The organism is Rhodococcus sp. Leaf225, from assembly GCF_001426145.1.
Lineage (GTDB): Bacteria > Actinomycetota > Actinomycetes > Mycobacteriales > Mycobacteriaceae > Rhodococcoides.
Genome location: NZ_LMRN01000009.1, coordinates 235,607 through 254,229 on the forward strand (window position 1 = coordinate 235,607; position 18,623 = coordinate 254,229).

Here is an 18,623-nt window from a genome sequence, read left to right on the forward strand (position 1 = left end):
GCGAGGTGATGGGCGATACCTTCGTCGCGGCCGCCCTCGAGAACAGCACGGGCACCGACTCGGAAGCGTTGCAACGCCACGTCACCGAGCACGTGTGGGACGCCGTGTGGAACAGGCCGGGCCTCGACCGACGGAGTCGGAGCCTGCTGAACATCGGCATGCTGATCGCCCTCCGGGCCGAGCAGGAGCTCGGCGGGCACATCCGGGGCGCACTCACCAACGGTCTGACCCGCGAGGAGATCGTGGAGTCCGTGGTCCACGCCAGTGGCTACTGCGGCGCGCCGGCGGCGCTCGCAGCGATGCGGGTGGTGCAGCGAGTACTCGACGAGGAGCTGGGTCCGCTCGAGTAAGGTCGGGACATGCGTATCGGTGCACACGTCCGCAACTCGGAGAACCCGCTCGGCGAGGCCGAGGATCTCGACGTCGACCTGGTGCAACTGTTTCTCACGGACCCGCAGAAGTGGAACAAGCCCGTTGTCGGTTCGGGGTTGGAGGCGGTCCGGGACAGTGCGGTCGACATCGTCGTCCACTCGTCCTACGTCATCAACGTCGCGAGCCTGAACAACCGCATCCGCATCCCGTCCCGCAAGGCCGTCGCGCAGCAGGCCGACGTGGCCGCAGAGATCGGTGCCCTCGGGTTGGTGGTCCACGGTGGACACGTTCGCGACGGGGAGGATCCCGCCGAGGGAGTGGCCAACTGGCGCAAGCTGTTCGAACGGCAGGCGGAGTCCGGTGGATTCGCGGTTCCGATCTGGATCGAGAACACCGCCGGCGGCGACTTCGCGATGGCGCGGCGCTTCGACGCCATCGCTCGCCTCTGGGACGCCGTCGGGGAGTTCGGAGCAGGGTTCTGCCTCGACACGTGCCACGCCTGGGCCGGCGGCGAGGACCTCGTGGACGCCGTGGAGCGCGTCAAGGCGATCACCGGACGCATCGACCTGGTGCACCTGAACAACTCTCGCGACGAGTTCGATTCGGCTCGCGACCGTCACGCCAATCTCGAGAGCGGCGAGATCGAGGCCGAGGTGCTGGCCGCCGTCGCCGCCGCGGCGGACGCTCCGGTGATGCTGGAGACGCCCGCCGACGGCATGAAGGACGACGTCGCGTACCTCCGCTCGCTCTGAGTCAGACCGCGTCGGCGGGTACCGGCTTCTCGGACCGGACGCTCGCGAGAGCGAGCAGCGCGATGGTCGCGCCACCGGTCATCGCGATGGCCATGGCCGGGCCGTCGTTGCCGAGGACGCCCACCAGGGGCGCGATGAGCGCACCGATTCCGAACTGCGCGGCACCCAGCAGAGCGGCGGCGGTGCCGGCGGCCTCACCGTGGCGTGACAGGGCGAGCGCCGGGGAGTTGGGCATGACGAATCCTGCCGACGCCAGCACGAACAGCACGGGCACCATGAATCCGACGATGCCGCCGAATCCGGTGGTCGTGGTGATGATGAGGGCGGCGCCGGACGCGGCCATCGCGACCAGTGCCACGGTGACGATCCGCTGCGGGGTGAAGCGCTGCAGCGCCAGGACGTTGAGTTGCGACGCGCTGATCAGTGCGACGGCGCCGATGCCGAACACCAGGGCGAACTGCTGCTCGCCGAGTCCGTAGCCGTCCTGCAGCACGAACGAGCTGCCGGAGATGTAGGCGAACAGCGCGGACATACCGAGGCCGGCCACGAGAACGAGAACCACGAACCGTCGGTCGCCGAGCAACGATCCGTAGGTGCGCAGGACGGGCAGGAACTCGTTGGGTCGACGACGCTCTTCGGGGAGCGTCTCCTTCAGCAGGAACATCGCCACGAGCATGAGGGCGGCACCCACGACCGCGAGCCCGGCGAACACGCCGCGCCACGACCCGTGGATGAGGACGAGGCTGCCGAGGCTGGGTGCCACGATCGGCGCGACGCCCATGACCAGGACCAGACGCGACATCACGGTGGCGGCGGCCCTGCCGTCGAACAGGTCGCGGACGATGGCGATCGCGATGACCATGGCGGCGGCGGCACCGAAGCCCTGCAGGGCTCGGGTCACACCCAGGACGCCGACGGTCGGAGCGATCATGCACAGGAGCGACGCGACGATGTGGATCATCGTTCCGGCGATGAGGGGCCGTCGACGTCCCAGGGAGTCCGAGAGCGGCCCGATCACCAGCTGTCCCACGGCCAGTCCGATGAGGGTGCCGGTGAGGGTGAACTGCACCGCGGCATCCGTGGACCCGAGGTCCTCGGTGATCGCGGGCAGCGCCGGGAGGTACACGTCGATCGTGAGCGGCCCCAGCGCGACGAGGGCGCCGAGAACCAGGATGGTGCGAAGCCTGGAGGGTGCGGCCGGCTGGTCGGAGGTACCGACTGCCGTGCCGGGAGTCGCCGAGGTGGTGCGGGAGTCTGTCGTCACCCGGGGTGCAGCACCGTGCGGCCGCGATGTGTTCCCGATCCGTGTGACGGTCAGGTGAACTGTCGGCGATGCGTGAGGTGCGGGACTGTCGGAAGCGGGGACTCCCCGCGGTCCAGCGCAGCCACCAGAAGGTCGGCCCACCGCATCAGGCCCGCGATGTCGATGTCGTGGGGTGCGTCGGCGTACGTCCCGATGCGATCACGTCCCTGCGTCAACAGCGAGGTGGCTCCCACGCGATTCCCCCGCAGCAGGTGGGTGAGACCGACGGCGAGCTGGGCCAGACCCTGCCACAGTGCACGTTCCCCTGGCGTACTGATCTTCCACGTGCCTTCGAGGATCTCGTGCGCGTGGAAGGGCATGCCGTCGTCGAGGAGTTGCTGGGCACGGACCAGGGACTCGACCGGCGGGAGCTGGACGTCGTCCGGAATGCGCTCGACGCCCTCGGCTCCGCGGGGCAGGGGACGTCCGAGCCCGTCGCGGGGCCGGCCGTTCTGCGGCCGGCCCTCGGGGTTGCGCTCTCGTCTCGGCGTGACCACCGAGACGACGCTACTCGCCGACCTTGTCCGACAATGCGGTCAGACGGTCGAGCTCGTCGGCGGTCAGCGACAACGTCGAGGCGTCCGTCAGGGACGCGAGCTGTTCGAGACGGCTCGCGCTGGCGATGGGTGCCACGATGCCGTTGCGGGAGAGCAGCCACGCCAGTGCCACGGTGGGGATCGCGGAGCCGTGAGCGTCCGCGATGTCGGCGAGCGCACCGACGACCTCGAGGCCGGCGTCACTGAAGTAGCCGGACGTCATCGCTGCACGGGGTGTGCCCTCGATGTCCTCGCGCGTGCGGTACTTGCCCGTCAGGAAGCCCGAGGCGAGCGCGAAGTACGGGAAGACGCCCAACAGATTCTTCTCGGCGACCTCCATCAGCTCCGGCTCGTAGCTGCGGCGATGCACCAGGTTGTAGTGCGGCTGCAGCGCCACGGGTGCGTCGAACCCCTCGCGCTGTGCGATGTCGATCCACTGCCGCGCGCGCTCCGCCGTGTAGTTGGAGATGCCGACATACCGCACCTTGCCGGCCTTCACGAGTGCGTCGAAGGCGGCCACCGTCTCCTCGAGCGGGGTGTCCGCGTCATCGAAGTGTGCGTAGTAGAGGTCGATGCGATCGGTCTGCAGGCGCTGCAACGACGCGTCGGCCGCAGCAGCGACCGTGCCCGCGGCCAGACCCTTGAACTGGGGGTGCTGGCTCACCTTGGTGGCCAGGACGACGTCGTCGCGCCGGCCCGTCGAGGTGAACCAGTTCCCGATCACCGTCTCCGACTCGCCGCCCGAGTTACCGGGGGCGAAAGCGGAGTACGAGTCCGCGGTGTCGATCAGCGAACCACCGGCTCCGAGGAAGGCCTCGATGATGCGGTGCGAGTCCGGCTCGTCGCTCGTCCATCCGAAGGTGTTGGCACCGAGTGCGAGCGGGAAGACGTCCAGGTCCGAGGTTCCGATACGAGTCATGTTCGGTGCAACACCTGTGAGCCGCCGCTATTTCCGCCCGGCACCGGGTGAGAGGCGTCCGTCAGGACAGCGCCGCCGTGCTGACGCCGATGCCGCCCGTGGTGTCGGCGCCGTAACGAGCGATCTCCGCGTCGAGGTCCAGCGGAGCGATGCTGGAACGACCGTGGAGGACGGCGTCGTCGATGCGGTCCGCGGGCACGAGCCAGGCGATCTCGAACTCGATGCCGTCGGGATCCTGGCCGTAGAGACTCTTGGACGTCGAGTGATCGGATGCGCCGACCAGTGCGCCCGCGGTGGCCAGCTTCTCCCGCAGGTCGACGAGATCGGACAGCGTCTGCACCTCCCAGGCCAGGTGGTAGAGCCCGACGGTGCTGCGGCCGGCCGGGGACGCGCCCGCTCCGTCGCCGACGGAGAACAGGCCGAGGTCGTGGTCGTTCGTGCTGTCCGGCGCCTGCACGAACACGGCGCGATCGCCCATGGACATGACGACGCGGAAACCGAGCACGTCCGAGTAGAAGCGTGCGCTGCGCTGGGCGTCGCGCACGTAGAGCACGGCGTGGTTCAGACGGGAGATGGCCATGAGAGGTCCCTTCGGATCGAGGCGTTGTCGCTAGCTTGAAGCTTCAACTTCAACTGTACCCCGGTTGTTCCCGCAGCCGCGTGGACACAGCCTGCGTGAACCGAACACCCGCTCCTGCGTGCGGGAGATCGTGTGGGCTCACCAGTAACTGTGTGCACACACCTCGCAGCGTCCGTCAGTGATGGCGGTGGTCGGTGACCACGGTGCGCGGACCGAACTTCGGGCGCAGGGCCGTTCCGCTGACCTCGAGCAGACGTACCGCGCGATAGCGGTGCGGCCGGATCGGCGCCAGGTACTCGAGCATCTCGTCGTCCGTCATCGGTGCCCCCGTCAACGTCCATCCGATCACCGACGCCAGGTGGTAGTCGCCCACGGACAGAGCGTCCGCATCTCCCAGCGCCCGTTGCATCACCTCGGCCGCGGTCCACACGCCGATTCCGGGAACGTGGCGCAACCGGCGCTCGGCATCCTCCCTCGTCATGGACACGATCGGTTCGAGCTTGTCGGCCAGGGCGGCGCTCCGCACGATCGTCTTGGAGCGCTTCGGATCCACGTTCGCCCGGTGGAACTCCCAGGACGGCACCCGCCGCCAGACCTCGGCGGGCGGCGGTACCCGCATTCCCGCGGGCGCCGGTCCCGGTGCCGGCTCGCCGAACTTCGAGAGCAGGTAGCGCCATGCCGCGAAGGCGGCGACCCCGTGCACCTTCTGCTCCAGAACGGCCGGGACCAGCGCCTCCATGACCTGCCCGGTGCGGCCGATGCGCAGATGGGGAAATCGACGATGCGCCTCCGCGAGGATGCGGTGCTCGGGCGCGAATCCGTCGGCGTCGTCCTCCATGCCCACGAGCCCCGGTAGAGAGTCGCGGAACTCCGCGGAGCCGGCGCCCCAGGCCTCGCAGGTCACCTCGAACCGGTCCACCTGGCGCAGGCGATACGTCACCGGCCCCGTGCGAAACCGTGAGGTGCGCCAGATGGATCCGTCGGACTCCACCCGATGGGCGGGATCGCCCGCTCCGCGGCGGTGTGGCGACAACGAATACCGCAGGGCGAGCGGGCGATCCGAGGTGAGCGTGATCTCCACCGCACCGCCGCGGGAAGTGTGTCCGGGATCGAGCACGGGAAACGAGCTAGCCGACACGGACGAGGGTGCGACCGATGGTGGCCCCGTCGCGCAGGGAGTCGAGCACTCCCGCCACCTCGTCGAGAGTCACCTCGGTGGTGACCTCGGCGAGCCGACTCGGGCGCAGGGAACCGGCCAGGTCGTTCCACAGGGTGCGTCGGGCCTCGATCGGCAACTGCACCGAGTCGATGCCCAGCAGGGCCACTCCCCGGAGGATGAAGGGCAACACCGTGGTCGAGAGCCCTGCTCCCCCGGTGAGCCCGCTGGCGGCGACCGCGCCGCCGTACCTCGTGGTGCTGAGTACGTGCGCGAGGGTCTTGCCGCCGACACAGTCGACCGCGGCGGCCCACTGCGCCTTCCCGAGGGGACGCGGCGCCGCGTCGGGGTCCTCGGGGAGGCGGCCGATGATCGAGGACGCGCCGAGTGTGGTCAGCAGGTCGTGTGCCGACTCCTTGCCGGTGGAGGCGACCACCTCGAACCCGGCCTGCGACAACAGGTCCACGCTGACACTGCCGACCCCGCCGCTCGCTCCGGTGACCAGTACCGCACCGTCGGACGGGGTGAGGCCACGCGCCAGCAGGGCCTGCACGCTGAGTGCGGCGGTGAAGCCCGCGGTGCCGATGGTGGCGGCGTCGGCCGTCGACAGTCCGTCCGCGAGTGGCACGACCCACTCGGCCGGAACGCGCGCGTACTCGGCATAGCCGCCGTGACGTCCGGTGCCGATCTCGTAGCCGTGTGCCACGACGCGGTCACCGACCGACACCCCGTCGGACGTCGAGGAGACCACCACACCGGCGAGGTCGATGCCGGGGACGATGGGGTACTCCCGCACCACTCCGCCCTTCGGGGTGACGGCCAGGGCGTCCTTGTAGTTGGCGCCCGAGTACTCGACGCGGACGACCACCTCGCCCTCGGGCAGGAACGACAGGTCGACCGTCTCGGACGTCAGATCCACACCGTCGTCGGTCTGCCGGGCGACCAGGGCGCGGAAGTTCTCCGGGATCTCGGTGGCGGATCGATCGTCGGTCGGCGAGGTCACGTGGCGTCTCCCTGTGTCGGTCCAGATCGAGGTCTGGGCTGATGGTTCACGTTCGAGAGTAGGCCGAGCCGTGGACAGGGTGTGCGCTCGGCGCGGGACCGCGGAATTGTCGGTCCTCGGCCGTACTGTCTCGAGGGTGATCATCGTGAGTACCGACGGTTCGTGCCTGAAGAACCCCGGCGGGGCCATCGGCTGGGCCTGGGTCGACCACACCGGCCCGTCCGCCTCCGGCGGAGAAGCGTCCGGCACGAATCAGATCGCCGAGCTCAGGGCGTTGTACGAGGCCGTGGCCGCGCATCCGGGTCCGGAGCCGATGCTCATCGAGTCGGACAGTCAGTACGCCATCAAGTGTGCGTCGGAGTGGCTCGCCGGATGGAAGCGCAAGGGCTGGCGCACGTCGACGGGTGGGCCCGTGCGCAATCTGGAACTGGTCCGCGCGATCGACCGTGCCATCACCGAGCGCGAGGGTCCGGTGCGGTTCCGCTGGGTCCGCGGACACGTGGGCAACCAGTTCAACGAGATGGCGGACGAGCTGGCAGGAATCGCTGCGCGGGCGATCCGAGACGGTTCGCTGACGCCGTGCGAGCCGGTCGGCGCACAGGAACCCGTCACGCTCTTCTAGAGCAGAGGCTCATTCCTGGCGAGCGGTCTGCTTGTCGTCCTTGTCGCCGGCGGTCACGTCGCGCGGACTCGGGGCGGGCAGATCCTTGCCCTCGTCCACGGCGGCCTCACTCCGATCGAGGGTCGGCGCCGGCTCGGCCTCGGCATGGTTGTCGAACTCGCGCACGGCCTCGTCGCGCTCGTCCGGACTCTGTGCAGTGTCCGCACCCGTGCCCTTGGACTCCTCGCGCGGGTCGATGGATGCGGTGTCGACGGGCTCGTTCACGGAATCACTCATGAGCACCGGTGTGCCCGATCCACCGCGCGGTCAACCCTTCCGCACCTGTCACGGCGTCGGAGCGGGCGTCAAGGTCACCGAGAACTGGTTCTCCAGATTGTCGGTGAACTGCTGCTGGCACTGCTCGACCCGTGTCGCGTCGCCACCGGCGTCGCTGAGGCAGGTCGCGAGGTCGCCGACTCCCACCTCGTTGAACACCCACACGGTCAGGGCGATGAACACCGCGCCACCGATGATGCCGAGGACACCCAGCACCAGCCCCGTCGTGGCGACGCCGCCGTTCGTGGCTTCGCGGCGCTTGACTCGGCCGCGGCCGAGCACGCCGAGCACCACGGCGATGATGCCCAGGAAGATGCCGAATCCGAAGGTCCAGAAGGCCAGGATCGACAGGATGCCGAGAATCAGCGCCGCGATTCCCACGCCGTTCTTCGGGCTGACCGGGGGCTGGCCGTAGCCGCCGTCGTAGCCGCCGGGTGGTGGGTACTGCCCGCCCGAACCGGGCTGCTGACCGTACTGAGGCTGCTGACCGTACTGAGGCTGCTGGCCGTACGGCGGTTGCCCGCCGTACTCGGGCTGCTGGCCGTACTCGGGCGTGGGACCGCTCACTGGTCTCTCCTGACGGGCGACTCGGCTGGTGTCTCGCACTGTAGCGCCGGACGGCACCTTCGGCGTGGGTGCGTGATCGCACCGTTACCGCAGGTGTCCGGTGGGGTATCTCAGCAGGATGAGTACGTGGACCGTCAGCGACGGCACAGTCCTGCACTACACCGACCAGGGAACGGGACGGCCGCTCGTGATGCTGCACGGGTGGGGATTCAGCGGCCGTTTCTTCGACGGCAGTGTCGATCGGCTCGCCGAGCATGCCCGTGTGATCACCGTCGATCTGCGCGCACACGGTGATTCGGAGGACCCGGGCTACGGTTACCGGGTGTCGAGGTTGGCCAAGGACCTCCGCGATCTGCTCGTGGGGCTGGAGCTGACGGACGTCACCGTTCTGGGGTGGTCGCTGGGCTGTCCGGTGATCTGGAGTTACCAGGAGCTGTTCGGCACCGACCTGTTGGCGCAGGCGATCTACGTCGCGCAGACTCCGCGGCAGTACCGGACGCCCGAGTGGACCCTGGCGCACACCAGCATCTTCGACGACGCGTCGCTGGCCGCGGTGCAGGGCCGTGTGACGTACGACCGCGAGAACTTCGACCGCGAACAGCTCGACGAGATCACCGCCACCGACCTCTCCGCCGAGCGTGTCGAGGTCCTCCTCGCGGAGATGACGAAGATGTCCTCGGAGGCGCGCAACGCGGTGATGGCGGACCACACCCATCACGACTGGCGCGATCTGCTGCCGGCACTCGATCTGCCGTCGCTGGTCATGGTGGGCAAGCACGACAAGGCGTTTCCGTGGGAAGCGGCACAGTACGTGGGTGACACGATTCCCGGCGCGCGCACCGTCGTGTTCGAGAACAGCAGTCACGCACTGTTTCTCGACGAGCCGCGGAAGTTCGAGGACGAGGTGCTCGGCTTCCTCGCCGAGCACTCCTGACCTCGGTGGTTTGCGGACAGCGGTTCGCGGACACCCGGCAGGCATGAGTCAAGACCTGTACACCGCCACTGTCACCGCCACCGACGGATCGATCTCCTCGAGCGACGACGTGCTCTCCCTCGATGTCCACGAGCCCTCCGACCTCGGGGGTCCGGGTGGGGCGACCAACCCCGAACAGTTGATGGCCGCTGCGCTGAGCTCCTGCCTGCTCGAGTCGCTGCGCATCGCCGTCGGTACCGCGGGGGGATCCCTCGACGGCGCATCGGTGGAGGGACAGGTGACGCTGTCCTCCGCGGACGGCGCGGGCTACGACGCGGCCTACCGCCTCGGCGTGACACTGCCGGGCGTCGACAACCCGGGCGACGTGCTCGAGCAGGCACGGTCGATCTGCCCGTTCCTCAAGACCGTCACCGGCGTGGACGTGACGCTGAGCGAGTGAGCGCCGCCGGCTGATCGTTCCCGCGGGTGTTCCGCCTCGCGGTAGTGGTTGCAGCCGCTGCGGGAGCATGGAATGCCTGCGGGAACCACTCTCGGCCCCCGCCATGTCCGCCTCCAGCGAACGCCCTCATCTGCGGGAACACCGGGGACCGCCGCCAAGTTGAGCTGATCACGCGCAACCTTGGAGGACCCCATGAGCGAATCGACTCGCTTGCCCGTTCTGTTCCTGACCGACCCCGTCGTCCTGCCCGGCATGGTCGTGCCGGTCGAACTGGACGACGCTGCCCGCGCTGCGGTCGACGCCGCGCGGACCAGCGCCGACGGCACTCTGCTGATCGCCCCACGACTGGACGACCGCTACCCCGCCTACGGTGTCGTGGCGACGATCGTGCAGGTCGGCCGTCTCGCGACCGGTGAGCCGGCTGCGGTGCTGAAGGCGGAGAAGCGTGCGCACATCGGGTCCGGCGTGAGCGGCCCCGGCGCCGCTCTGTGGGTGGAGGCCGAGCCGGTGTCCGAGCCGGAGCCGACGGACGCCGTACGGACTCTCGCCGCGGAGTACAAGAAGCTCGTTCTGGCCATGTTGCAGCGCCGCGAGGCATGGCAGGTCATCGACTCGGTGAACAAGCTCTCGGACCCGTCCGCGCTGGCCGACACCGCCGGCTACGCGTCGTGGCTCACCGATGTCCAGAAGCGGCAGTTGCTCGAGACCCCGGACGTGGCAGCACGATTGACGGCGCTGACCGAGTGGACCACCGACCACCTCGCCGAGGTAGAGGTGACGGACAAGATCGCCGGCGACGTCCGCGACGGCATGGAGAAGACGCAGAAGGAATTCCTGCTGCGCCAGCAACTCGCCGCCATCCGCAAGGAGCTGGGCGAGGGCGAGCCCGACGGTGCCGACGACTACCGCGGACGCGTCGAATCCGCAGACCTGCCCGACTCGGTTCGTGAGGCGGCGCTGCGCGAGGTGGGCCGGCTGGAGCGCTCGAGCGATCAGAGTCCCGAGAGTGGTTGGATCCGAACGTGGTTGGACACGGTCCTGGAATTGCCGTGGACGGTGACGACCGACGACAGCACGGACATCGTGGCAGCGCGCGCCGTTCTCGATGCCGACCACCACGGACTCGACGACGTGAAGGACCGCATCACCGAGTACCTGGCCGTCCGGTCGAGGCGCGCTTCACGCGGTCTGACGGTGGTGGGCGGACGTGGATCCGGTGCCGTCATGGTGCTGGCCGGTCCTCCCGGCGTCGGCAAGACCTCGCTGGGCGAGTCGGTGGCGAAGGCTTTGGGCCGCAAGTTCGTTCGCGTCGCCCTCGGTGGCGTGCGCGACGAGGCCGAGATTCGCGGACACCGGCGTACGTACGTCGGAGCCCTGCCGGGCCGGATCGTGCGTGCGATCGCCGAGGCAGGCTCGATGAATCCCGTCGTCCTGCTGGACGAGATCGACAAGATCGGATCGGACTTCCGCGGTGACCCCGCGGCGGCGCTGCTCGAGGTCCTCGATCCGGCTCAGAATCACACGTTCCGTGACCATTACCTGGACCTCGATCTCGACCTGTCGGACGTGGTGTTCCTGGCGACCGCCAACGTGATCGACCAGATTCCGACAGCGCTGCTGGACCGTATGGAACTGGTGACCATCGACGGCTACACCGAGGACGACAAGGTCGTCATCGCACGGAACCACCTGCTCCCGCGGCAGGTCGACCGCGCTGCACTGACCGATGCCGAGGTGACCGTCACGGACGCTGCACTCCGCACGATCGCCGCCGACTACACCCGTGAGCCCGGTGTCCGTCAGTTCGAGCGACTGCTGGCGAAGGCGTTGCGCAAGGTGGCGACCGTGCTGGCGCAAGACGAGCGGCCCATCACCGTGGACGAGCCCGATCTGGTCACCTACCTCGGACGGCCCCGCTTCACCCCCGAGGCACACCAACGCACCGAGGTCCCCGGTGTCGCGACGGGCCTGGCCGTGACCGGTCTGGGCGGCGACGTCCTGTTCATCGAGGCGAGCTCGACGGGTGACACCGCCGGCCTCACCCTCACCGGTCAGCTCGGCGATGTCATGAAGGAGTCGGCGCAGATCGCGCTCTCCTACGTGCGGTCGCACGCGGCGGAACTCGGGGTGGACCCCACGGCGCTGGACAAGGCGATCCACATCCACGTGCCGGCAGGCGCCGTACCGAAGGACGGCCCGTCCGCGGGCGTCACGATGGTCACCGCGCTGGTGTCGATGGCGACGGGCCGTCCCGTGCGGTCCGACGTCGGCATGACGGGCGAGGTCTCCCTGAACGGTCGGGTACTCCCGATCGGTGGGGTGAAGCAGAAATTGCTCGCCGCTCAGCGCGCCGGACTCACCACCGTGTTCGTTCCCGCGCGGAACGAGCCCGATCTCGACGACGTGCCGGCCGAGGTACGGGCTGCCGTCGACGTCCGGCCCATGTCGGACGTCGCCGATATCGTCGCCCAAGCCCTCGAACCTGCGCGGGAGCAGGTCGCCGCGGCCTGACCACGGAATGAGCGGGGCAGCGCGGGGGTTGCCCTCAGTGCAGGTGAACGGGCCGCGCCGTGGGTGTGCCGAGATCGTGACGAGTAACAGGAGGTTCCACATGAGTATGGAAATGACCGCGTGGAACCAGATGTACCGATCGATGCACACCAACGGCGACGATCACCGACCGTTCTCCCGGGTGACCGTGCGGCGGATCATGGTGTTCGCGCGACCCCTGCGCTCCCTGCTCGTCGGGTTCCTGATCCTCAGCGTCGTCGCGGCGGTCCTGGCCGTCGCGACGCCCGTGCTGGCCGGCCGTGTCGTGGACGCGATCGTGCAGGGCAGCGCGTACGGGACGGTCCTCGTACTGGCCGTCATCATCGCGGTCGTGGCGTTGCTCGATGCCGGTACGGGGCTGGTGAACCGGTGGCTCTCGGCGCGAATCGGCGAGAACCTCATCCTCGACCTCCGTACTCGCGTGTTCGACCACGTGCAGAAGATGCCCATCGCCTTCTTCACACGCACGCGCACCGGTGCCCTGGTCTCGCGGCTGAACAACGACGTCATCGGGGCGCAGCGCGCCTTCAGCGGCACGCTGTCGGGTGTCGTCAGCAACCTCGTGACGTTGCTGCTCACCCTCGTCGTCATGCTCGGGATCTCCTGGCAGATCACCCTGCTGGCACTGTTGCTGTTGCCTATCTTCGTGCTCCCGGCCCGCAGGATGGGCACTCGGCTCGCCCGCCTGCAGCGTGAGGCCGCCGCGCACAACGCGGCCATGTCGACGCAGATGACGGAGCGTTTCTCCGCTCCCGGCGCGACACTGATCAAGCTGTTCGGACGCCCGGACCACGAGTCGGCCGAGTTCGCGCTGCGGGCGGGCCGCGTCCGCGACATCGGCGTGCGGTCGGCCATGGTCCAGACCGTCTTCGTGACGGCGCTGACCCTCGTGTCCGCGCTGGCACTCGCGCTCGTCTACGGCCTCGGTGGCTTCTACGCGCTGCGGGGGCAGCTCGACGCAGGGTCGGTCGTGACTCTCGCGCTGCTTCTGACCAGGCTGTACGCGCCGCTCACCGCACTGGCGAGCGCCCGCGTCGACATCATGAGCGCCGTGGTGAGCTTCGAGCGGGTCTTCGAGATCCTCGACCTCGATCCGCTCATCACCGACAAACCCGATGCCCGGGCGGTTCCGGAGGGCCCGGTCACCGTCGAGTTCGACGACGTCCGCTTCGCCTATCCGTCGGCCGACAAGGTGTCACTGGCGTCTCTGGAGGACGTGTCCGTCCTGGATGCTCGCGGCGGCGAGGAGGTGCTCCACGGGGTGTCCTTCCGCGCCGAGCCCGGACACATGGTGGCCCTGGTCGGCTCGTCCGGTGCAGGAAAGTCGACCATCGCGCAGCTCGTCTCGCGGCTGTACGACGTGGATTCCGGTGCCGTGCGCATCGGTGACGTCGACGTGCGGGATCTGACGGCCGAATCGATCCGTCGCACCGTCGGCATGGTCACGCAGGACGGCCACCTGTTCCACGAGACGTTGCGGTCCAATCTCACCCTGGCGCACCCGGATGCGACGGAGGAGGAGATCTGGTCCGCGCTGCGGCGTGCGCGTCTCGAGGAGTTGGTGCTGTCGCTGCCGGACGGCCTGGACACCGTGGTCGGCGAGCGCGGCTATCGCTTCTCCGGTGGTGAGCGTCAACGCGTCACCATCGCCCGCCTGCTGCTGGCGCGTCCCACCGTCGTCGTGTTGGACGAGGCCACCGCGTCACTGGACTCCACTTCCGAGGCCGCGGTGCAGGAGGCACTCGCCGAGGCACTGGAGGGACGGACGTCCATCGTCATCGCGCACCGGCTCTCCACCATCCGGGCGGCCGATCTCATCCTGGTCATCGAGAACGGCCGCGTCGTCGAGCGCGGTACGCACACCGAACTGCTGGCGAACTCGGGTCGGTACTCCGAGCTCTACCGCACGCAGTTCGACGAACCGGTCCGCGCCTGACCCTCCGCGATCAGCAGGTGCTGGGTGCAGGCAGACCGGCGAAGCGATCGTTCAGCCACTGCAGTGCGGACGGCAGCCCGAGCAACGCGCCACTGAGGTGGTCGGGGGTCGGGGTGAGCAGCGTCTGCACTCGAGCGCCGGCGCTGCAGTACCGGGCGGTGGTGCTGTCGATGGCGTCGACGGGGATGAGCCCGTCGGTCGGGCTGTGCCACTCGAAGATCGGTGCGCGCGGAACGCCGGGGTAGAGCTCGACACTGTTCTCTTCCACGACGGCACGGCCCTGCGGGTCTGCGAACACCGACTTGTTCGCGGTGATCTCCGCGGCGCTGTGGTTGGCGCCCACGGCCAGGATGTCGTTGGTGCAGGAGTCGGCGATCTGATTCATCATCGACGTGCCCTGGGGAGTCAGGTTCTGCGACACGGGCATCCGGTCCGGGTACTCGCGACCGAGACCGATCGCCGCGGCCAGTGCCAGCCCGAACACGGGGTGCGGTGTGTTCTCGCCGAGCATGTAGGCCATCTTCAACAGGTTCATCGGAACGCCACCCTGGGCGCTGCCCACGATGTTCAACTCGGGTGCGTACGAGGGTGCCAACGCGGCTGCCCAGGCGGTGGCCATGCCGCCGCCGGAGTAGCCGCCCATGCCGACGGGGCTGTTGCGCAGCTGCAGCGGATCGAAGTTCTTGGCAGCGCGGATACCGTCCAGCGTGATCTGACCGCCCAGCTTGGCGGCGCCGTAGGCACTGTTGGGGCCGAGGTGGTCCGGCATCGAGACCGACCAGCCGCGGGTGAACACCGCGTTCAAGGCGGCGGCGTCGCGGATGACGACGTTCGGGTCGGTCGACCACAACGCCTGCGAGGGCGCGCACTTCAGGCCGAGAGCATTGACGATCTGCTGGTAGGAGAGCAGCGGGCCGTCGGGCGCCTTCCCCAGTGGGACGAAGACGGTGGTGACACCGACGATGGGGTTGCCCTCGCTGCCGGTGCTGCGGAACGCCAGTTGCCATGTCGACACGCCGATGAAGTTGGGCGGGTTGGGCATCGGACGGCTAGCGAGGACCGTGCCCGGTGCGAGCCCGGAGATGTCGCCCGGCGCGGAGTAGAACGGGTCGGCATTGGGGGTCGGGTACTGGGCGTCTGCGGCTGCGGTCCCCGGAAGGGCGGCAGCGACGACGGCTGCGGTGACCGCGGCGAGCACGAGGCGACGAATGGATCTCACTGGAACACTCCTACGAACCGACTGTGCGGTTATCGAACGACAGCCACATTGAACACTGCCCGAGCGCTCGGTTCCACTCGGGAAACGGCGCCCCGGCCCCGTGATCGAACCGTAAGCAAGCGACACGACGGCGACAACCGTTCTCGATGGTTCTTGTGTAAGGTCCAAACTTTGCCCACTCGAGTGGGAGCGCTCAGTCCTCGCGGTGAACGTCCTCGACGGTCTTGTCCTCACGCAGGCCCCGCCAGCTCGGATGGCGCAACGAGCCGCCGTCCGTCCACTCGAAGAACCGCACCTCGCCAACGACGGTGGGGGCCACCCACGTCGCATCGCGGCGGTCGGCGGTGGGGAGAGGTTCGTCGAACGGTGACTCGTCGACGACGGCCGGACGCAAAAGCGTCAACAGGTCCGCACGCTGTCGCTCGGTGAATCCGGTGCCGACGCGCCCGACGTAGTGCAGTCCGTTCTTCGACGGGATGCCGAGCAGGAGCGACCCGATGCTCCCGGTGCGGGAACCCTTGCCGGCGCGCCATCCGCCGATGACCACCTCCTGCGTCCGCCAGTTCTTCACCTTGATCCACGAGGTGCTGCGTCGGCCCACCTCGTAGGTCGAGTCCCGCCGCTTCGCGACGATGCCCTCCCACCCGCGGCGTTCGCTCTCGGACAGTGCTCCCGCCGCTGTGCCGGGCAGGAGCGGCGAGACGGTCGCCGTCTCGAGGCCGGTCAGGAGCAGCTCGAGGATCTTGCGCCGGTCGGTGAACTTCTTGCCCGTCAGATCCGTGCCGTCGAGGTGGAGGATGTCGAAGCAGATGAACTGCACGTCGTCGGGATGCGCGTCCTGCAGTGCCTGGAAGCTGGTGACTCCGTCCGCGCGGTAGACCACGGCCTCACCGTCCAGTACGACCGCATGGTCGGACAGATCCGCGGCGAGCGCCGTGATCCCCGCGTAGCGGCGCGTGAGGTCCTGTCCGGTCCGACTCTCGAGTACGACGTCCCCGTGGTCGAGGGTCGCGACGATGCGGACGCCGTCCCACTTCCCCTCGAACGACCACTCGTCGGCTTCGAGTCCGGACAGCGTTCCGGCGGACGCCAGCATCGGCCGCAGGTGCTGGGGCAGTTCCGTGCGTGTCGGCTGGGGGCGCGATGTCATCCGGTGCACGAGCCACTGGTCCCGGTCGGTCCGGATCAGTGCGTACCGGCCCGCGACGCGCTCACCCGCGAGCTCGACGATGACCTCGTCGTCCCGCCACTTCTCGGTGGTGAAGGTGCCGTGATCCCAGACGCTCACCTCGCCGCCGCCGTACTCGCCCTGCGGGATGGTCCCCTCGAAGGATGCGTAGTCCATCGGATGGTCCTCGGTGTGCACGGCGAGATGGTTCTTCTTCTCGTCCGTCGGCAGATTCTTCGGGACCGCCCACGAGACCAGCACGCCGTCGCGCTCGAGTCGGAAGTCGTAGTGGAGTCGACGTGCGTGGTGTTCCTGGATGACGAAGATCGGGTCCGCGGATTCCCGAGTCGTCGATGTCGTCGGGACGGGTTCCGGTGTGCGCGAGGCAGTCCGCTTGCCGCGGTACGGACCGAGGCTGTCGGTGATCGTCGACGCCTCCGGCTCCGGATCGAGGCCGGCGAGCAGATCGCCGTCCCGGTGGAAGCGAGCGAGCACCTCCTCGAAGCTCAGTTGGGCGAGACCGCCGCCGGAGAGCTCGTCCCACGTCCGCGGAGCCGCGACGGTCGGGCGGTCGCGTCCGCGCAGCGAGTACGGCGCGATGGTGGTCTTCTTGCCGTTGTTCTGACTCCAGTCCAGGAAGATCTTCCCGGGCCGCAGAGCCTTCGACATCGATGCGGTGACCAGATCGGGCATCTTCTCCTCGAGAAGCGTCGCAACGCGTTTCGCGACGGTCGAGGCACCGGACGACGAGACCGGCTTCTCCAGCGGGACGTACAGGTGTATGCCTTTGCTACCACTGGTGAGGGGGTGGGCGGTGAGCCCGATGTCGGTGATCATCGCCCGTACCTCACAGGCCACGGTCGCGCAGGTGTCGAGGTCGACGCCCTCGCCCGGATCGAGATCGAAGACGATGCGGGTGGCTTTGCCCTGCTCGTCGCCGTCGAAAGTCCATTGCGGCACATGGGCTTCCAGCGCAGCCTGCTGTCCTAGCCACGCGAGATCGGCGGCGGTGTGGAAGACGGGGTAGACCACGACGCGGTCGGAGTGGTGCAGACGTCGTCGATCGAGCCAGTCCGGGGCCGACGCGGCGAGGTTCTTCTCGAAGAACGAGCCTGCCTGGACCCCGTTCGGCCATCGCTTCCGCGTGACCGGGCGTCCGAGAAGGTGGGGGAGCATCGCGGGCGCGATGTCGACGTAGTAGTCGATCACCTCGCCCTTGGTGGTGCCCGTCTCCGGCCACAGCACCTTGTCGACGTTGGTCAAGGCGATCTGTCGCCCCGCGACCTCCAGCGATGCCATGGGTCCAGGATAGATTGCGTGCTTCGCGAGCTGGGTATGTTCGAGAGCGGTGCCACGCTCGGTGGCAGGACCCGCGCGCGGGACCGACGAGGCAGGAAGCGAGGGCCGCGTGGCCGGAGTGAACGTGACGGTGGACTCGACGATGACACCGGACGAGGCGTGGGCCAGGGCGTCCGATCTGTCCAGCTTCCAGGAGTGGATGACCATCTTCGGTGGATGGCGCAGCCCCGTGCCGGACACGTTGAAGGAAGGCGTCACCATCGATTCGCTGATCAAGGTCAAGGGTTTCCGCAACGTGATCACCTGGACGATCACCGAGTACGACAAGCCCTACGAGATCGCGCTGCTCGGCAAAGGCAAGGGCGGCATCAAGATCGATCTGAAGATGTCCGTCGCGCCGAAGGGCGCCGGATCGGAGTTCACCCTCGACGCGAACTTCCGCGGCGGGTTGCTGTCCGGCCCGATCGGCGGGGTCGTCGCGAAGGTGCTGGAGTCGGACGTGCGCACGAGTGTGACCAACCTGGCGAAGCTGGGGTAGTTCGTGGAACCTGCTCCGGTGCTGTCACTTCTCGTCGGGGTGGTTCTCCTCGGGTCCCTGTCGCTCGTGATGCGGACGCCGGGCACGAACGTGGACGTGAATTCGGCCGTGGGATTGCGCACGAAGGCGACGACGGCGTCCCGCGATGCCTGGCGAGCCGGTCATCGAGCTGCCGCGGCGCACTTTCTCGCCGTCGGTGTCATCGCTGTCGTGGTCGTCGTTCTGACGAGCACGCTCTGGCTGATCGCGTCGATCACCGAGGCCGACATCGGGCCCGCGGTAGTTTCGGTTCCCGCCGCAGGTCTCGCGGTGCAAGCTGTGATCCTGGTGGCCGCCACCGTGCGTGCGGATCGGGTGGCCAAACGTCACGCGTGATTCCGTACCCACTGCGAGGAGGCTCGTTCGTGTGGCCGCA

At 68.5% G+C, this 18,623-nt stretch carries 19 protein-coding genes; 9 read left to right on the forward strand and 10 right to left on the reverse strand.

All coding sequences use genetic code 11. The features are described 5' to 3' along the window. Positions 1–8 precede the first annotated feature (8 nt). Together ASG69_RS05480 and ASG69_RS05485 are read left to right on the forward strand one after the other, a co-directional pair. The gene (locus ASG69_RS05480; RefSeq protein ID WP_051613431.1) at positions 9–350 is read left to right on the forward strand and encodes a carboxymuconolactone decarboxylase family protein; all 342 of its coding nucleotides are present in this window, start codon (positions 9–11) and stop codon (positions 348–350) included. A 9-nt stretch (positions 351–359) separates the two neighbouring features. Further along, entirely contained in the window at positions 360–1,124 is a 765-nt protein-coding gene (locus tag ASG69_RS05485) for a deoxyribonuclease IV (RefSeq protein ID WP_027506076.1), read from the forward strand. A 1-nt stretch (position 1,125) separates the two neighbouring features. Here ASG69_RS05485 and ASG69_RS05490 read toward each other — a convergent pair whose 3' ends face one another. From ASG69_RS05490 to ASG69_RS05515, 6 genes are all read right to left on the reverse strand, one after another. Further along, positions 1,126–2,388 (reverse strand): multidrug effflux MFS transporter, encoded by a 1,263-nt coding sequence (locus ASG69_RS05490; protein WP_037185969.1) that lies wholly within the window; start codon positions 2,386–2,388, stop codon positions 1,126–1,128. A 50-nt stretch (positions 2,389–2,438) separates the two neighbouring features. Continuing rightward, a complete protein-coding gene (locus ASG69_RS05495; RefSeq protein WP_056441033.1) occupies positions 2,439–2,924 on the reverse strand; it encodes a DUF309 domain-containing protein in 486 nt (161 codons plus the stop codon). Between the two features lie 10 nt (positions 2,925–2,934). Beyond that, positions 2,935–3,882: an aldo/keto reductase gene (locus ASG69_RS05500; protein WP_056441036.1), complete on the reverse strand. Its 948-nt coding sequence runs from the start codon at positions 3,880–3,882 to the stop codon at positions 2,935–2,937. A 61-nt stretch (positions 3,883–3,943) separates the two neighbouring features. Continuing rightward, positions 3,944–4,462 (reverse strand): VOC family protein, encoded by a 519-nt coding sequence (locus ASG69_RS05505; RefSeq protein WP_027506079.1) that lies wholly within the window; start codon positions 4,460–4,462, stop codon positions 3,944–3,946. 175 nt (positions 4,463–4,637) lie between these two features. Further along, positions 4,638–5,600: a DNA-3-methyladenine glycosylase family protein gene (locus ASG69_RS05510; RefSeq protein ID WP_442971093.1), complete on the reverse strand. Its 963-nt coding sequence runs from the start codon at positions 5,598–5,600 to the stop codon at positions 4,638–4,640. Further along, positions 5,590–6,621, reverse strand: coding sequence for an oxidoreductase (locus tag ASG69_RS05515; protein WP_235578861.1), 1,032 nt, complete (start codon positions 6,619–6,621; stop codon positions 5,590–5,592). The genes ASG69_RS05510 and ASG69_RS05515 overlap by 11 nt, the downstream gene beginning before the upstream one ends. 136 nt (positions 6,622–6,757) lie before the next feature. On the opposite strand from ASG69_RS05515, the gene ASG69_RS05520 reads away from it, so the two are divergent. Beyond that, the gene (locus tag ASG69_RS05520) at positions 6,758–7,243 is read left to right on the forward strand and encodes a ribonuclease H family protein (protein ID WP_027506082.1); all 486 of its coding nucleotides are present in this window, start codon (positions 6,758–6,760) and stop codon (positions 7,241–7,243) included. Positions 7,244–7,252: 9 nt separating this feature from the next. Here the strand turns inward: ASG69_RS05520 and ASG69_RS05525 are convergent, their stop codons facing one another. Both ASG69_RS05525 and ASG69_RS05530 read right to left on the reverse strand, forming a co-directional pair. Continuing rightward, positions 7,253–7,519, reverse strand: a complete 267-nt coding sequence (locus tag ASG69_RS05525) for a hypothetical protein (RefSeq protein WP_056695702.1) — start codon at positions 7,517–7,519, stop codon at positions 7,253–7,255. Positions 7,520–7,567: 48 nt separating this feature from the next. Continuing rightward, positions 7,568–8,125 carry a DUF4190 domain-containing protein gene (locus ASG69_RS05530; protein WP_235578862.1) on the reverse strand — a complete coding sequence of 186 codons (558 nt, stop codon included), beginning with the start codon at positions 8,123–8,125 and terminating at the stop codon, positions 7,568–7,570. Positions 8,126–8,243: 118 nt separating this feature from the next. Between ASG69_RS05530 and ASG69_RS05535 the strand changes: the two genes are divergently transcribed. From ASG69_RS05535 to ASG69_RS05550, 4 genes are all read left to right on the forward strand, one after another. After that, positions 8,244–9,059: an alpha/beta fold hydrolase gene (locus ASG69_RS05535; protein WP_056441043.1), complete on the forward strand. Its 816-nt coding sequence runs from the start codon at positions 8,244–8,246 to the stop codon at positions 9,057–9,059. A gap of 43 nt (positions 9,060–9,102) precedes the next feature. Next, positions 9,103–9,498 (forward strand): OsmC family protein, encoded by a 396-nt coding sequence (locus tag ASG69_RS05540; RefSeq protein WP_027506084.1) that lies wholly within the window; start codon positions 9,103–9,105, stop codon positions 9,496–9,498. 192 nt (positions 9,499–9,690) lie between these two features. Next, entirely contained in the window at positions 9,691–12,009 is a 2,319-nt protein-coding gene (lon, locus tag ASG69_RS05545) for an endopeptidase La (protein WP_056441046.1), read from the forward strand. Between the two features lie 100 nt (positions 12,010–12,109). Next, positions 12,110–13,984, forward strand: a complete 1,875-nt coding sequence (locus ASG69_RS05550; RefSeq protein ID WP_056441049.1) for an ABC transporter ATP-binding protein — start codon at positions 12,110–12,112, stop codon at positions 13,982–13,984. Positions 13,985–13,994: 10 nt separating this feature from the next. On the opposite strand, the gene ASG69_RS05555 is transcribed toward ASG69_RS05550, so the two are convergent. Further along, positions 13,995–15,203 (reverse strand): lipase family protein, encoded by a 1,209-nt coding sequence (locus ASG69_RS05555; RefSeq protein WP_056441051.1) that lies wholly within the window; start codon positions 15,201–15,203, stop codon positions 13,995–13,997. Positions 15,204–15,396: 193 nt separating this feature from the next. Then, on the reverse strand, positions 15,397–17,670 hold the full coding sequence (locus tag ASG69_RS05560) for an ATP-dependent DNA ligase (RefSeq protein ID WP_056441054.1): 2,274 nt from the start codon (positions 17,668–17,670) through the stop codon (positions 15,397–15,399). Between the two features lie 109 nt (positions 17,671–17,779). Here ASG69_RS05560 and ASG69_RS05565 point away from each other — a divergent pair, with 109 nt between their 5' ends. Together ASG69_RS05565 and ASG69_RS05570 are read left to right on the forward strand one after the other, a co-directional pair. Further along, positions 17,780–18,208, forward strand: a complete 429-nt coding sequence (locus ASG69_RS05565; protein ID WP_056442173.1) for a type II toxin-antitoxin system Rv0910 family toxin — start codon at positions 17,780–17,782, stop codon at positions 18,206–18,208. Between the two features lie 18 nt (positions 18,209–18,226). After that, on the forward strand, positions 18,227–18,583 hold the full coding sequence (locus ASG69_RS05570) for an SdpI family protein (RefSeq protein WP_056441057.1): 357 nt from the start codon (positions 18,227–18,229) through the stop codon (positions 18,581–18,583). Positions 18,584–18,623 lie beyond the last annotated feature (40 nt).

Excerpts from the sequence above, each read along its gene's own strand:
- ASG69_RS05535 (WP_056441043.1), top strand. The coding sequence starts at position 8,244 with ATGAGTACGTGGACCGTCAGCGACGGCACAGTCCTGCACTACACCGAC.
- lon (WP_056441046.1), top strand. The coding sequence starts at position 9,691 with ATGAGCGAATCGACTCGCTTGCCCGTTCTGTTCCTGACCGACCCCGTC.
- ASG69_RS05560 (WP_056441054.1), bottom strand. The coding sequence starts at position 17,670 with ATGGCATCGCTGGAGGTCGCGGGGCGACAGATCGCCTTGACCAACGTC.
- ASG69_RS05505 (WP_027506079.1), bottom strand. The coding sequence starts at position 4,462 with ATGGCCATCTCCCGTCTGAACCACGCCGTGCTCTACGTGCGCGACGCC.
- ASG69_RS05540 (WP_027506084.1), top strand. The coding sequence starts at position 9,103 with ATGAGTCAAGACCTGTACACCGCCACTGTCACCGCCACCGACGGATCG.
- ASG69_RS05485 (WP_027506076.1), top strand. The coding sequence starts at position 360 with ATGCGTATCGGTGCACACGTCCGCAACTCGGAGAACCCGCTCGGCGAG.
- ASG69_RS05480 (WP_051613431.1), top strand. The coding sequence starts at position 9 with ATGGGCGATACCTTCGTCGCGGCCGCCCTCGAGAACAGCACGGGCACC.
- ASG69_RS05500 (WP_056441036.1), bottom strand. The coding sequence starts at position 3,882 with ATGACTCGTATCGGAACCTCGGACCTGGACGTCTTCCCGCTCGCACTC.
- ASG69_RS05550 (WP_056441049.1), top strand. The coding sequence starts at position 12,110 with ATGAGTATGGAAATGACCGCGTGGAACCAGATGTACCGATCGATGCAC.
- ASG69_RS05525 (WP_056695702.1), bottom strand. The coding sequence starts at position 7,519 with ATGAGTGATTCCGTGAACGAGCCCGTCGACACCGCATCCATCGACCCG.